10 protein-coding genes are annotated in these 15154 nt (G+C 55.6%); 4 read left to right on the forward strand and 6 right to left on the reverse strand.

Annotated features, from left to right (window positions below; translation table 11 throughout):
* Window positions 1-2 precede the first annotated feature (2 nt).
* From BJP62_RS10960 to BJP62_RS10980, 4 genes are read right to left on the reverse strand one after another with little or no spacing between them, the layout of a single operon-like run.
* Window positions 3-1979 (reverse strand): TniQ family protein, encoded by a 1977-nt coding sequence (locus tag BJP62_RS10960; RefSeq protein WP_083300863.1) that lies wholly within the window; start codon window positions 1977-1979, stop codon window positions 3-5.
* Window positions 1979-3013, reverse strand: a complete 1035-nt coding sequence (locus BJP62_RS10970) for a TniB family NTP-binding protein (RefSeq protein ID WP_070529674.1) — start codon at window positions 3011-3013, stop codon at window positions 1979-1981. Before BJP62_RS10970 ends, BJP62_RS10960 begins: the two co-directional genes overlap by 1 nt.
* Before the next feature lie 2 nt (window positions 3014-3015).
* The gene (locus tag BJP62_RS10975) at window positions 3016-4977 is read right to left on the reverse strand and encodes a Mu transposase C-terminal domain-containing protein (protein WP_070529675.1); all 1962 of its coding nucleotides are present in this window, start codon (window positions 4975-4977) and stop codon (window positions 3016-3018) included.
* The gene (locus tag BJP62_RS10980; protein ID WP_070529676.1) at window positions 4958-5596 is read right to left on the reverse strand and encodes a TnsA endonuclease N-terminal domain-containing protein; all 639 of its coding nucleotides are present in this window, start codon (window positions 5594-5596) and stop codon (window positions 4958-4960) included. The genes BJP62_RS10975 and BJP62_RS10980 overlap by 20 nt, the downstream gene beginning before the upstream one ends.
* Window positions 5597-6328: 732 nt before the next feature.
* On the opposite strand from BJP62_RS10980, the gene BJP62_RS18430 reads away from it, so the two are divergent.
* On the forward strand, window positions 6329-7228 hold the full coding sequence (locus BJP62_RS18430; protein WP_168163832.1) for a hypothetical protein: 900 nt from the start codon (window positions 6329-6331) through the stop codon (window positions 7226-7228).
* A gap of 117 nt (window positions 7229-7345) precedes the next feature.
* Here BJP62_RS18430 and BJP62_RS18070 read toward each other — a convergent pair whose 3' ends face one another.
* Window positions 7346-7957 (reverse strand): bifunctional 2-polyprenyl-6-hydroxyphenol methylase/3-demethylubiquinol 3-O-methyltransferase UbiG, encoded by a 612-nt coding sequence (locus BJP62_RS18070; RefSeq protein WP_145927178.1) that lies wholly within the window; start codon window positions 7955-7957, stop codon window positions 7346-7348.
* Between the two features lie 427 nt (window positions 7958-8384).
* Complete coding sequence (locus tag BJP62_RS10990) at window positions 8385-9365, reverse strand: IS481 family transposase (RefSeq protein WP_070529678.1); 981 nt, start codon at window positions 9363-9365, stop codon at window positions 8385-8387.
* A 592-nt stretch (window positions 9366-9957) separates the two neighbouring features.
* On the opposite strand from BJP62_RS10990, the gene BJP62_RS10995 reads away from it, so the two are divergent.
* The 3 genes from BJP62_RS10995 to BJP62_RS11005 are packed head-to-tail and all read left to right on the forward strand — an operon-like array spanning window position 9958 to window position 15137.
* Entirely contained in the window at window positions 9958-10881 is a 924-nt protein-coding gene (locus BJP62_RS10995; protein ID WP_070529679.1) for a DUF4007 family protein, read from the forward strand.
* The gene (locus tag BJP62_RS11000) at window positions 10874-14332 is read left to right on the forward strand and encodes a hypothetical protein (protein WP_070529680.1); all 3459 of its coding nucleotides are present in this window, start codon (window positions 10874-10876) and stop codon (window positions 14330-14332) included. Before BJP62_RS10995 ends, BJP62_RS11000 begins: the two co-directional genes overlap by 8 nt.
* Window positions 14304-15137, forward strand: coding sequence for a phosphoadenosine phosphosulfate reductase family protein (locus BJP62_RS11005; RefSeq protein WP_070529681.1), 834 nt, complete (start codon window positions 14304-14306; stop codon window positions 15135-15137). The genes BJP62_RS11000 and BJP62_RS11005 overlap by 29 nt, the downstream gene beginning before the upstream one ends.
* Window positions 15138-15154: the final 17 nt, after the last annotated feature.

A 15154-nucleotide genomic window follows, 5' to 3' on the forward strand; every position in this document is an offset into this window, starting at 1 on the left:
CTTCAAGGCGGCTCCAACCTGAAATCCCCCTCCGGAAACGGCTGCTCTTGCTCGCGGACGATTTGGTCCCAAGCGTTCTGGCGCTTGCGAACGGACTCTCGCCAGCGTGTCGGATCAATGCCTGCACCGTGGCGCTCGATGAATCGATCCAGTTCCGGTGTTCTCCTATATACGAGCTGCCTGCATGCTTCGATACTGGGACCATGCAAGGAATAGATGTTTTGGTCGGCCAGCATGCGCATCACCTTGCGTGAGGTACGACCGACCCGGTCGGCGACCTCGGTACCGAATATGTGCGTGAGCAGGAAACGGTCCACATCCACCTTCCGGATCCTGGAGCCAATATCCTTGTTGGTCCCCAGCTTGTGCGCACGGATGTACTCGTTCTGCGTAAGCCAGTAGGCCACCTGCTGCTTCACGCCCAAGACCTTTGCGAGCTCGGGAACACTGATCCAGTTGGCACGGCCTGATTCCAGCGTTTGATGCCAAGCTTGTAGCCGCTGACGATGGAACACCCAACGACCGATCCCCTTGGCCTGGGGCCAAAGTCCTTCGATCACCGTGTCCCCGGCTTTGACTGCCTCGACGAGTGACACAACCTCGTCGGCGTTCCACTGCCAGTATTTCAGGACCTGTGCGAAGGTGATGTGGTGATCGTCCAGCTGCCCCAGCTTGGGTAGGTCCTCGCCCAGCTCGGCCAAGGCATAGACTTCGCTGCTGGAAATGCACCAGGGCAGATAGGGTTGATCGTTTACGCGCCGGGCAGACGGAAACAACAAGCACAGGATGCGCTGTAGCCTGGCTTTGTTGAGTCCGAAGATCTCGATCGCCTTCTTCAAAGTAATTTCGCCGGCCAGTTCGTTTTCGACGACATCGAGTTGGTCCTTGCGGACCATGAGGAAATGCCGCCCCTTCGTGCTCACCGACTCCTGGCCCTCCAGCAATCCCTCCCGGATCAGGTGACGCAGGCGCGCCATTGAAATCCCCAACCGGTCCGCGGCGGCTTTGCCCGGAATCCACTGGACGTCGCTCAACAGCTCGACGGCCAGCCGCCGATTGCGCCGAGCCAACCCGCCCTTCCAGTGCTCGGTCAGCCATGACTCGAAGGCGTCGCGCACCGGGCTGAAGACCGCCTCGCGCAAGCCGCCCTGATACAAATAGGCGTAGGCATTCTGGAATACCACGTTCAGCCCGGCTTTTTGCTCACTGTGGACACCTTGCAGCTGGCCCAATGCGAGATGAAAACTCCGCGGCCAGTCGAACAGAATCTCTGCGGCCAGCGAGGTGATCGGCCACGACACTTCGATACCGCCGGCGTGGCGGATTTTCAGGGGCTTGGGACCGGCATCCGGGTCGAGGTAGGCGCCCACGTAGCGGATCAAACGAAGTAGCTGATCCAGCTTCATCCCGGCGAGCGGATAGCTGTAAGGCCGAGCCTCCACGGCTTGGCCATTCAGTAGCTGTTGCATCGCCGCGCTCAGCAATCCCATATGCCAGGGCGCGCGCTCCGTTCGCTCCTGCCGTAGGTCGGCACCGCACTGGCAACGCAGTATCTCGTCGCGATGCCAGGAGAGCGACTGGCCACAACTGCTGCACCGGTCGACCAGCCAGACCCAGTGCTTGGGGCAAACATCGAAGAACAGCAGTTCCCAGCCAGCTTGCCAGGTCGGCTCGTCGGCCAGGCAGCACGGGCAATACCGTGCTTGCTGCTGGTTCCAGACCTGAGGAGAGGCTGCCTGCAGCGAGGCCATCCGCGCCACATGTGCATGCAGCTCCGGAAACAGCGCCGCATCGGGCAGAAGCTGGAACTGCCGCAGCGCATCGGGATGAAACGACAATCCCATCTGCTTCAGATCCTGCTGCGTCAGCAGATTGGCCGCCGCCAGTCTCAGCAGGTAGCCCTGCGGGCCTTCACCACGGGCAGGATGCGGTCGCAGCAGTAAATCAGGGATATGCGGCACAACATAAGATGCTTGCATCACGTCCCTCGCTTCGACCGTAGACCAAGCTTGGCGGCAACCGGCGAACCAGTGGTATCCAGCTGCGTGTGCTGGAAAAACACCTCGCCATACTGGTCCAGCGGCCGTAACGGCGACTCCGGATGGAAGGGATTCAGCCGATCCGGCACGTCCCGCCACACGCGCTCGCGAAACCCTGCAGCCAGAACATCCAGCGCGATGCTCTTGATCCCCGCACGGCCAGCTGCGGAAACGGCCCCCTCCAGAATTTTTATCGTGTAATCCAGGAGGCCGTAACTGGCGACATGCATACGCCGGGCCAAGTTGGCCTCAAATAGCGGCACCTCAGATGGCAAGGGAAGGCAAGTCTCCAGCACCTTCAGGATGCCTCGGTATTCTTTGAAGTCGTCCTCTACATCCTGACTGAAGGGTTTAATCGAGAACACAGGCGAAAACCGCCGAGTCAGCTGCTCATTACTTTTGACGGCCTGTTCTGCGATAGGCAGGCCGCAACCGACCAGACCGGTATGCGTTCCCTCCAGCAAGTTTTTGAGCCAGTCGATCACATCACGGTATGCATTCGCGTTGGGGGCAAACAGTAAGTGTTGGAACTCGTCGAGGAACAGCATTTCGACGCCGCAACGTTGGAACAACTCGCGCAGCCTGGTGGTTTTTTCCGGGCCAGTGCCAACATGCGATTTGCGATCCCCCATCGCCTCGAGTATTGCGGCAGCAAGGCTGCGTGATGTTGGCGATGAAGGCACCGGAACCAACAACACTGGAATCACCGTGCGTTGCGCCTCATACGTACGCGGAAATTCATTGCAGTAGGTATGAATGATCGTGCTTTTTCCAGCCCCCGAAAGCCCGGTGATCAGCAAGCCATCGGCCTGTCCGTATTGGCGCCGCCGATGATGCTGTTCGGCGATCTGGAACATCGCGCTCTGGAAACGCTGATGGAGGATGGGCTGAATCAGCAACTTGTAGCCTAGTCCCTCAGGCAGCTCATGATTTGTCTTGGGGGCAAAGCGCCGCATCATGTCGAAGGGATCCATAATCATTTCCTCCCTCGTTCGTCACCGCCGAAATCCGGCAGCTCGTCGTCCAGTCCCGACGGTAGGTCCTCGGGGGGCTGTACCTTCGCAGGCTTGATCGGCCGAAGGGCTGCAGCCAATGGATCCTTGCCGCTCAGAATGGAGCCACTATCCGGTTGCAGCTTGCGCGCTGCCACCTTGCGGTGGCCCATCTTCTTGGCCGTAACACTCTGCTGAATGAGGTCCCGCACCTCTTGTTTGGCCTGCAATAGCTGCGGGGATAGCACGTGCTCGCCAAACTTTTGGCGCGCATGCTCGCGGATTGCGCGATGCATGTCCCGGGACAGCCCATTGGCGTAATCGAGCGCCTTGGCCGGAACACGCAGATAGACCTTGTCATCCGGATCAAGCACCTGGATGTAGCCGACGTCGTCATGAAAGTAGCGAATGTCGACCTTGGGGTTGTTGCCGTAGCGTCGGCGGATTTGCTGAACCAGATCGTTGTTGTAGTGCAACCCTTCCAGCTCGATACCGTAGTGAAACAGCGTCCGCGTCGCGGCCATGCCCATCACGATGTCGAGCTCTTGCGGATTGACCGGCAGTTCGACGATCTTTTGCTTCGCGGATTCGTTCCACAAATCCAGCGGCCGGCCACCAGCTCCTCGATGGGGGGTAACGTTGTAAACGTCAACGAGCCACTTGGTAACGATATGAGTCATGCTTTCCATATCGACCACAGCTTCATTCTCAGAAACGTAGTCGCCACGATCAGCCGTATTGGAGAAGGTGGTTCCAGGGGTCTGATGAACGAATCCAGTGTTCTGCGTGCGGAAGAACCGCTCGATCGCACCTTTCTGGAAGGGGCATTTGCTACCGCAAAACAGCAAATTGATTCCCAGTTCCAGTGCTGCACGCGCCACGGCATCCGCATGCAAATCCGGACCGTTGTCGACCGCAATCAGTAACGGAATGCCGCAGGCCGGCCAGGGCTGCCTGATGTCCGGGTAGCGGGCCAGCATCTCCTGCTTGGGCAGGATCGCGAAACGGAGGCATTGCAGAACGCTGTAGCCGGAAGGTGGATTCAGGCTCAGGTAGAAGCCGACGACCATCCGCGAGTAGTGATCAATGGCGGAGGTCAGCCATGGGCGGCCGAGCGTCAACCCCGTTGCACCATCAATCACGATTAGATCAATCGGCGTGTGGTCGATCTCAATGCGTTCGAGAATCGACTTGGCTTTCACGGTATCGATTGCAGCACGGTATTTCATGCGGGCGGCTTCCGCTCCCTCGCGAGCCAGATCAACCAAGTCTTGCTGCAGGTTGTCGAACCATCGATAAATGGTCGAACGGGCGGGCCGCTTCAATCTTGCCTCGGCCGGCCGGCCATTGTTGACGGCATCAATATGTCGATAAACCGCCTCGACCACAGCCAGCTTCGGCGGTTTTTCCTTGGTGAGGTAGGACGATGCCAGTACCTCCTCGAAAATTCGGTATTCAGGCTTACGGAGATGAGCGGACGAGGCCCGATTGTGAGGAATCAGCGTCAGGATGTCCTTGGTACTGCGGTACCGCCGCCACCACTCGGCGACGGAGGATGAGCACGGCGGATGGGTATCACCAAGGCTGTCAGCAGCAACCTTGATCAGGGTGGCCCATGCCTTGGGGTTGTACGGTCGCGACTCTGGCTGAACGCAATGCAGATAGTGCAGGCGTCGCTTCGCGATCAACTGCTGCGCCGCCGGGTAAGTACCCAGATCACGTGGCGTCACCAGATAGATTGCGCCTCCGAGGTCAGCTAGCGAGTGCTCGTCGATCAACCACGCTTGAGATTGCCAGCGCGCCAACAGTTCCTCGTTGGTAAGATTCAGGATCTCGCCATCGTCGGAGATGAACTGGATCTTGCCGGTGGCGAGACGACGCTGAAGCTCCCACCCCAACTGCCCCTCAAGAAAACGCAGCCCGCGTTTAAAGGAGAACCGTTGCATGGCAGCCTCCTTGGGCCAGGGCCACGACGGACTCAGGCGAGAACGGTTGTTCCAGGTTGCAGGTGAGCAGGCCTGCCGCGATCAGCCGAAAAGTCGTGCTCCTGCCCAGCAGATCGTCCCACTCGGCCAATACCAACGAAGCACGATCATTGAGCAGCCGGACAAGCTCTGAATGATCCGGGCACTGCCACAAACCGTGCCGGGCATACACAGCCAGCATCTGCAGATTCCCGAAGCGCGGCTCTCGGCGGATTTCGAGCTCGGTGAGAATCCGGAAACGGGTTCCTGTTCTCTGATAGTGCGCGGCGATCGCACCGTACTTGGACCGCAGGCTGGGCTTGGCCAGCTCGCTGCTGGGTTTGACCTCGATGTGAATCACCTTCTCATCCGACAGCGTGATGGCTAGGTCTGGCACATAGTCGCGCTGCCGATGGCCATCCCAGTACGAGATGACCTCGGGCTGCTCTTGATAGTGAATCACGCCCGGAGAAAGCTCTGCCAGCAGGATGGCATCCCGCTCCAGTAACGACTCCCAGGCCACCATCCGGCCCAGTTTGACCGAAGGAAAATAGCCGCGGATGTTTCGCCCGCGGCGCGTCACGACTTTACGCACTCTCATTGCCTTGCTCCCGGTAGCGCAGGCAAAGCGAGCCCCTGCACCACCATGCATCAGTTTGAAGAACGCCAAAATTAGAGCGAACGAAACCGCCGTTCAGCGGAACGCTGACCGTTTTTGACGAGCTTTAGGGGAAGAAGCCTTGACCGGGGCAGGAGCAGCGACAGAGAATTCAGCTTGTCTAGAGCAGTTGTTGTTGCTGTTTGCACCGGGGCCGGCCTTTTGGGGTTGGCCCTTTGCATTTCTATCTGTTCGGTTTTTCTCTCCTCTGAGGGAAGTTTGGGATACTCGTGCCAACGAGCAGGCTAGGGCTGGGTTCCAGCCCCACTTCGTCTCACAACGCTTAATCCAAAATTCAATTCTAATCACTCCTCAAAACGGCGCAATACATGCAGCTTGCACCGAGAATCGAGGATTGAATCGCTTCTGGCACTTCCATCCAATCCAAGCACTCTCTTTTTCTCGAACCATTAGGCGTCCTGAGACAAGAAGTCGCGTTAAACCGCTCCCATCAACGAAGAAACAGAGCAAGGCACTTTGCAAGTTTTGTCGAATAGCCTTGTCGGCCACCAAAAACCACGTAATCTATAAATATCTGTGAGATTATTTTTTGGTAGCGAAATGCATTTTAGTGATGTGAATGACTTGAAACGGTTCTTGCTCGCTTGCGGCACCACCGGTATCGAGACCGCATGCGAGCGCCTCGGAATCTCGCGGGCAACGTATTACAGGTGGGTGGACGACGTCGTTGAAGGCTATTTCAAGCAACCCGGTGACATCGAAACGCCGGACTCCCGGACACCTTCGATCCTCAAAATCGTAGAGACGCATCCAACGTGGGGCTGCGCTCGCATCGGGAAAGTTTTGTCACCACCGTGCTCCGGTCCAACCGCACAAAAAATCCTCAATGACGCAGGCCTGACGACCCGGCAAGACAGAATCCGTTGGTTGTTGCATCGTCTTCAGGAAAACGAAATCTTGACGCTTTCGCCGGAGCAGGCCGAAGCCTTGGCAGAGTTCGAGCCAGGAATTTTGGATGCCCCCCTTCTCGCCGCCCACCCCGAGAAGCTGATTCTCGAGATTTTTACTCCCGGCAGAAGCAACGCTTTTTTGCTCATCGCTGTAATTGTCGATTTGAATAGTGGATTTGCCTTTCCTTTTTCCATTGACAAAAACGATGACAAATTAAGAGCAATGCAATTCGCTGATAAAATATCGCACCATATAAATAAATACATAAAAATAAAAAACCACTCCGGCAACATCGTTTTGTATGGCAATACAGATTTATTAGCGGCTAAACTACGAAGGAAATATCCGCTGTTCTTTCCGATGGAGCGAAACATCACCTCTTTGCGTCGCCCACAAGGGCCATCAGGCGCAGCACAACGCCTGTATCTTGCTTGTAGTAACGTGTTGAAAGATGTACCGCCGGCCACCTCCAAAGCGACAGCATCAGTCCGGTTAACAGCGATATGCCTATTTCTCTACCGCCACAACTTGGGTTTGGAAGAAAAAACGAAGTTCGGTGATGAGCCTCCGTTCAAGGCAGCAGGAATAACACTATGCGATTTTCATCGCTTTTTAGGAATTGAATCGGAACCAAAACCTGACGAGAACCGCAGGGAAAAATGAACAAGCAGGCCAAGATGCCTGCGCGGATTACTTGCTCGGCATCCAATGTCGTACCGCCGACAACTTGAGCGGTTGGGTCCTTGATGGAAGGAACTAGACTCTAAAGCTAAGTACGACTCAAACGCGGAGGGAGGTCGAAAGGACAATTTTTCTCCATGCAACGGAATTTCGCTTTAAGGAGTCTTTATTGATGCGGCTTTTATATATGATGGTTAGCCCCAGCTCATTGGCTAGTGTCAAGATCTCTTCCACCGATACTGTATGCATTACCCGTTCAGGGCTGGGCTCACCCAGTCGAAGTGTCATGGCAAGCCGCCCGCCATCGGAGAGCAATTGGATCAGCCGCCTCAGTGCGAGCTTTCTTTGTGGAGAAGGAATGTGCATCCACACTGCACTGAGCAAGATGAAGTCGTACCTCTCACCCAATCCCATAACGACATTCAGTTCGGGCAGACTGTCGTCGATCCAATGAATCCGGGGGTCGGGATGGGCCCGCATCGCTAAGGTGCGTAAACCGATGCTGGGTTCAACGGCCGTTACTTGGTACCCGCGTCTTGCCAAAGCAGCAGCATCTCGTCCTGAGCCTGCACCAACATCCAAGCATTTTCCTCCGGGCAGGGGCAAATATCGTAAGAAGGCGCGGTGCGTCCGCGCAAATTGCAGTTTTTCATAGCTTTCGAAGTAGCCATGGCTAGATGTGTCGTATGCATGCCAAGGCATTAAGGACATGATGATCCTTTTGCCGTACTTGTCGACTTGCTGCAGCGTGAATTCTGCGTAAGAGATGCTGTCGGAGAGGTAAGCGCGGGCGGTGGAGCGTCTTCAGGCTTGGTTCCTTTGCCTACTTTGCCTGGATTGAAAGCTCCAAGCACGCTCAGTATCACAGCAGACGCCAGTGCTACTGTCCAACAGCTAATGACGGTCTTGTTCCACCTGCTTGAGGTGTCGGCTGCGCCTTGGAAGGCCCGTTGCGCCGCAAGGTTACGCCCAATGATTGATCGCAAGCGCCAGAGGACAATCACGGTCAGCGCACTAACCAAGGCAGCAAAAGACAAGATCAAGGCGCGTGTAATTTCAGCATCGGCCAGTGAGGCCCCATACCAGAGTCCTCCTGTGATTGCGATGGACATGCCCGGGATCTGCCACATCAGCTGGTTTAGATGTCGGGTTCCGCTTGTTTGTAGATTTTTTTCTTGAACAATTCCGGTCGCTCTGTTTGCCACATTTTCAGCGACTCGATCGGTGACCGGAAGCCCAGCGCTTTTTGCGGGATGTGATGGTTGTAGGCGTTCCGGTAATCGTCCAACGTCTGCGCCAATTCCGCTGCACTGGCAAAGCGGGTCTGCTTCACCAGCTCGCTGATCCGGCCGTTGAAACGCTCGACCATGCCATTCATTTGCGGCGTGCGCGGCGGGATCAGCCGATGCTCGATCCCCAAGGCTGCACAACGGCGATCAAACACGTGCCGTCCGCTCGGGGTCTTGGCTTTGCTGGTGAAGCGATCGGTGAATTGGCTGCCATTGTCGGTCAGCAGTTTCTCGATTTTCATCGGCGCCGCCTTGTACAGGCGCTGCAGGAAGTCGACGCTGCTGGCTTCGGACTGATCCGGGTAGATGTGCAGGAACACCCAGCGGGTGGCCCGGTCGATCGCGACGAACAGGTAGCTGCGCGAGGTTTCGTCGGGCATCTGCGGCAAGTACTTGATGTCCAAATGGAAGTAGCCCGGTGCGTAGTCCTTGAAGCCCTTGGAGGGCGCGGCGGGTTCTTCCGGCTGCAGTTGCGCCTGCAGTGTCTTGAGGTTGCCGACGCCTTCGCGCACCAGCAGCCGGTTGATGCCGGATCGGGTGGCGTTCGGGTTGATGAAACGCTGGGCCACCGCGGCCAGGTCATCGAGCGGCAGCAGCAAGGTGGTGCGCAGAATCAGCACCAGCGCTTCCTGCGTCTGGGACAAGGTAGTGTGCAGGGTATGCGGGCGGTGCGACCGATCGGTGAATTCGTCGCGCGTTTGCCATTTGCGGATGGTGTCCTTGCCGACGCTGTAGCGCAGCATCAGCTCGCGCTGCGAGAGGCTGGAGTGGCGGATTTCCTCGCGGGTGAGCGGTGTGGTGCGGGCATTGCTGTGCAGGCGGTGGCTCATGGCTGGCTCGCATTGACAGACTGAGTGATCAAGGTACGCAAAAGCGCGCGTGCCTGGAAGAGTGGCCAGCTGCGCTTTGGAAGCCAATCAGACGAAACCCAACATTTAGAGAGCGAATGTGCTGTCCGGCCTCAAGATACTGCAGTTCCTGTTTTCGGTAGTCCCATTTTTGCGCTTCAAGCGCTAGCGCATACCGATGTTTGGCCGCTTCGGAGTCGTCTTGTGGTGTGCTCATGGTGACGTTATGCAGATCACATGTGAATGATTGTGGTTTTGTGGCCGTTGAGTCGCAATAAGTGTGGGTTTTCCCTTCTGGTGCGCTCCTAGAGGAGGTAAAATTTTAGATTATCCGAAGGTATGAGATAGGCATAGAAATGTCTAAAAAAGTCTTGCTTGATACCAAAAAAATACAAAAATTGGGGCGCGTTGTGTTGAACGAAGCACTATTGCGCAACGCAGGCCTCCGAGAGGGCGACGCAGTCGATCTCTACTTTGACACAGAAACCAAGCACATTATCTTGCAGCGAGCAGAAGCTCCAACGGCCCCGGACTCAACTCCATCTACACGGGCCACGCACACAAGGGGCATTCGATGAGCACACAACACGAACGTGCCGAACGTTTTTCTGGGCACGAGTCCTTTATCTGCCGGTACGGCTGGCTTCCCAAACTGTACAACGCCGTTCTCGCGGACGCGCGTGTTCTCAAAGAAGACGAAAAAGCAACGCAAGTCCTGGGGATAGGCCGCAACATGGTGCGCTCGATCCTGTTCTGGGGGGAGTCGATGGGCGTCGTTGGAGCGGGTGAGCAAGGGGGTTTAGAGCCCGGCCCGTTGGGGCGTCTTCTGCTAGGCCCGGAAGGCCTCGACCCCTACTTGGAAAACCAAGAGTCCTTGTGGTTACTGCATTGGTGGCTGTGCACCCGTGGCAACCTTGCCGCCTGGGGTCTGGTCTTTGGCAGCAATGCGCTAAGTCGGTTCGACAAACAACTGTTGGTTGAACGATTGAAGGAGCGGGGGCAGTTTCTGAGTCGTAGCTTGGTATTGAGTACTTTGGAAGTGCACGCCAATATTCTTTGCCAAACCTATTACCAAGACGAGAAGAGCGGTGACGATACTTCATGGAGCCCGCTTCAAAATTTGGGTTTGCTTCAAACCGTTAGGGACGATTCAACGCGTACCCAGTTTGTTGTAGCTCAGCATCCTCCGGTGGGCCTCAGCGCCCGTGCGTTTGCTTTTGCTCTAGTGGACTTTCTGTCTCGGCAAGCTGGCGAAGGCACTAGAAGCGTTTCCATGCAGGCGTGCTTGAATGGGCAATTCAGCCCTGGCACCGTGTTTCGCCTAGATGAGCTCCAGCTTCGCCTGTTCCTTGACGAGGCTGCGCAGCATACGCTGACGGGAGCGCTTCGGTTTATTGATACCGCTGATACACAAACCATCATTCTCGACCTGAATCGGGTACCTACTGCGTACCTTTTCCCACAGAAGCAACGCGCGGAGGTAAGCGCACATGTCTGAGTTGATTGATCACCTTGAGCTTGATGGCCGTTTTATGCGGTCGATCGCATTGGATCGTGATCTTACCGATCCGCGGGCTCTTGATAGCTACTTGATCACGCCGGCAGCGATCTCGGTCCTAGAGCTCGTTGGCGAAACGTTCGCGCAAAAACGTCCACAGCGCGCTTGGAAAATTGTCGGGCCATATGGCAGCGGTAAGTCAGCCCTTGGCCTGCTGATTGCGCACCTCATGCAAGCAGGTGTGCATGATTCCATCCTGCCGCGCTTGGCTCGGGTTGCACCTATTACAGCGCTACATTTCGATGCCGAGTCTAATCGTCTGCCATTGGCAATAGTGGGGTCGCGATCTTCCATTGGCGAAGCACTTGCGAGAGAGATACTCAAAGTGAGCGAGCGCTGGAGCAAGACACGACCGGTAACCACGCTGCGCAAAAGGATCGATCTTGCTGCAGGCCAATATGACGGTTTGAGTTTTAGCGCCAATGTTACAGCTCTGCTGCAGGACTTTATAGGTGCAGCGCTTAGCCAAGGCTACACCGGCGTGTTGTTGCTTATCGATGAGCTGGGCAAATTTGTCGAACACGCGGCTCTACGTCCGGAAGAAGGCGACTTGATGGCGTTACAGCGTGTAGCTGAGCTAGCCTGCCGGCCAGAGGACGATACATTGGCTGTCATCACGATGCTGCACCAGCATTTCAGTGAGTATGCTCGTGGGGTTGGGCGATCATTGGAAGATGAGTGGCATAAGGTGGCGGCGCGGTTCGAGGAAATTGCTTTCGACGAACCTATCGAACGTTATGCGTTGTTTGCTGCTCATGCACTTGGTGTAAAGCCAACTATTCTCGAACATACTGCCATTCGCGAGCGCGCTGTAGCACTGTATGAGCAAGCACAGCAGAAGCAACTTCTGCGTTTCAACAGTAAAACGGACGCGGAAATTCTCGCTAAACCGTATTGCCTCTACCCGCTCCATCCGCTGACGGTAGCAGCTATGGCTGTTGTGTCAAAACGCTATGGCCAAAGCGAGCGCTCTTTCCACGCCTTCTTGCGTGGACACGAGCCATTTGGCCTACGTGGGTTCGCATCTAGCAGTTTGGTCGACGCCTCTTCATGGTTGGGATTGCCTGAGGTGTTCGAGTTCCTCGCCAGTGGCCATTCGCTGCGCTTCCGCGATCTGGCCATGGAGCGCCGCTGGACATTCGCCCGCACTGTTGCAGATCAGGTGGAGAGCACGCACGCGGCTGACATGGCTGTGTTCAAAACGATTGCTGTCCTCGAGTTGGCCCAGTCAACGCTAAGGCAGCCTATTTCTCTGCCATTGCTTCAGTTCGCACTTGGCTATGCTTTCGATGCTTCAGTAATTGGGCAAGCACTTGAGCGCTTGGTAGACCGAGAGTTGCTACTGCATCGGCGCAAAACTAACGAATACGCGCTAGCCGTTTCCGAAGCGGTCAATATCGAGGCTGTGTATGAGCAGGCAGCTGATAAGCCAGAGGCTGAACTATTGGTTCTTGGGCTGCACCGCCTGACTTCAAGCCATCCCGTGATTGCGAGCAGACACTACGATAAAACCGGGGTCATCCGGACGCTGTCAGCTGTGATTGCAACGCCAGATGCATGGCCTCAGCGCAAGCAGCCTTTGGAAAATGAGCTTAGGCCGGATGGAGAACTACACGTCATTTTGGCCGACCAAGCTGTCTCTGCACAGCAGCCCTTGGTTGCCCAGAAAGTGGCACAAGTTTCCGATCCCTTGGTGCTGACTTGCTTGCTGCCCCTGTCTAAGGATGCCAAACAAGCATTGGTCGAATACTCAACATGGTGTTTGGTACAAGAACTGGTAAATACGCGCCGTCTTGACCCTTGGACCAACCGTTACGTTGACGTTCGTCTTGGAGCCTCCCGCGAGAAGGTACAGCAAAAAGTACTTTCCGAACTATTGTTTCCGGTGGGTCAATCCGGTCCTGGCTTTCACCATTGCGGCAAGTTGGTTCCTGACGGCGAGCGCATGAACTTGAGCCGGGTGGCATCCTGGTTGTTTGATCAGGTATTCCCTCGTTCGCCGAAAATCGTCAACGAGCTCATCAATAAAGACAATCCATCCCCTGCGATTGTGCTTGGTCGACAAAAGCTGTTCGAAAAGTTAATAGCTGGAAATTTTGATGCTCCCCTCTTTAAAGATAACGAGTTCCCACCGGAGCGTTTGATAGCGTCGACATTGCTGTTGAACACCGGGTTACTTACGGAGGCGAAGGATGGTGCCTGGCAGGTACACGAGCCCAAGGCGGGTGCCAAGACTGATATCCGGCAGGTGTGGATAGCTATCGGTGATGTGCTGTCTAGCAGCGAGCGCCCGAATTTTCAGCAGGTGCTGACAGCATTGGCGCAGCCTCCATTAGGCTTACGGGCTGGCCCTGCAGGGGTCTGGATTGTAATGTACCTGTTGACCCGCCGCCGTTCGTGCGCGGTCTTCGAGCGCAACACGTTTGTACTGGAATTGACTGCGGAGCATTTGGCCCGAATGTTTCGTAACCCCAAGCAATTTGAGCTGCGTGAATTGCCAGTTGGTAACGAAAGTACAGCGCTTCTCCATGATTATCGGAATGCACTGGCAGCGGTCGGGTTTGAGCCCTATGGAGCGCTAAGCTACATCGAAATCGCCCGTACGATGATCCGCTGGGTATCCAGGCTAAGTGAATATTCGGCTGGTACTGTAGCTATCTCCCCAGATGCCAAGCTAGTGCGTACGTCTGTGCTACGAGCAACTGACCCGATCAGACTACTTACTGTCGAGTTGCCTGAACACTTTGGCCCATCCAAGACGAAAGATATCTCATTTGAAAAATGGCTGACCGACGTGCTTGTTGAAATCAGTCTGACGCAACGTCGTTTACAGGATGATGTGATCCGGGCGCTCACGGAAGGATTTTCCCTGTCGGGTGGGCTCAAACAAATCCGAGCACAATTGCAACACGACTGCGCTGAAGCAGTTACTGACTTGGCCGAAGCAAAGCTGAAAAGCTTTATACTACGCTGCACGAACCTTACACTCACCGATGAGAAGTGGTTGGACTCGGTGGCTGGCCTCTTGGTGGAGCGCCCACTGGACACTTGGCGTGATGAGACACTCCCACGGTTCAAGCAATCACTGCTGGAACTGTGTGGCCATTACAAGCGCTGGATAAAGCTGGTGCGCCAGAGCGGTACAAATAAGCGAGCAGGGGAGCGCTTCCTTGAGGTCACCATGACCTTGCCCAGCGGGGAAGAAACCTCTGTATTCGTGGCGGCGAGCGACGAGGCCAAGCAGATGGCGAAATCGGTTGCTGCTTCAGTCATGCAGGAAGCAGCCGGAAACCGAGGCCAAGCGATTGCCGCACTCGCACAAGCGCTGACCGAGTTGCAACAAGCTGTAGGAAATGAAAAGGATGCCGCAGGTGAGCGAAAAGCGGGTTAGGCATATTTTGAGCCTGTCGGGTGGCAAGGACAGCGCCGCGTTAGCTCTCTACATGCGCGACCGTGTTCCTGAGATGGAGTACATCTTCAGCGACACGAGGAAGGAGCTTCCTGAGACCTACGAGTATCTGGAACGTATCTCGAACTATCTTGGTAAAGAGGTCGTGCGGCTGAACGCCGACATTGGTTTTGACCACTGGTATGAAATGTACGGCGGCATGATTCCCTCGAACCATCGCCGCTGGTGTACGCGGATGCTGAAGCTCAAGCCCTTTGAGGACTATTGCGGCGATGATGAGGTCATCAACTATGTTGGGCTGCGGGCCGAAGAAAACCGGAGCGGTTATATCAGCCACAAGCCAAATATCACCCCAGTCTACCCCTTCCGAGAGGATGGTTTGATCCTGCGGGACATCGAAGAAATCTTGCAGGTGTCCGGTGTCGGTATGCCGCCCTATACCAAGTGGGGCCGAACCCGTTCTGGATGCTACTTCTGCTTCTACCAGCAGAAAATCGAATGGGTCCGCTTGAAGGAGACGTACCCAGATCTCTATGAAAAGGCGAAGGAATACGAGCGTCCCTACGAGAAAACCGGCAATTTCTTCACGTGGAGCCAAGGGGAAAGTCTGGCGGAGCTTGAGAAGCCAGAGCGGGTGGAGCAGATCAAGCGAGAGCACATCATTCGTTTTGAACGACGGATTGCACGAAAAGAGAATGCAACTTTGATGGAAGTGTTTTCTCAAGCGGAATCTGGAGAAGTAGCAGATGAGGATGACGACCAAGGTTGCTTGGTCTGTCAGTTATAACCATAAAAAGCTAAACA

Origin of the sequence: Jeongeupia sp. USM3 (genome assembly GCF_001808185.1) — a bacterium.
Taxonomy (GTDB): Bacteria; Pseudomonadota; Gammaproteobacteria; order Burkholderiales; family Chitinibacteraceae; genus Jeongeupia.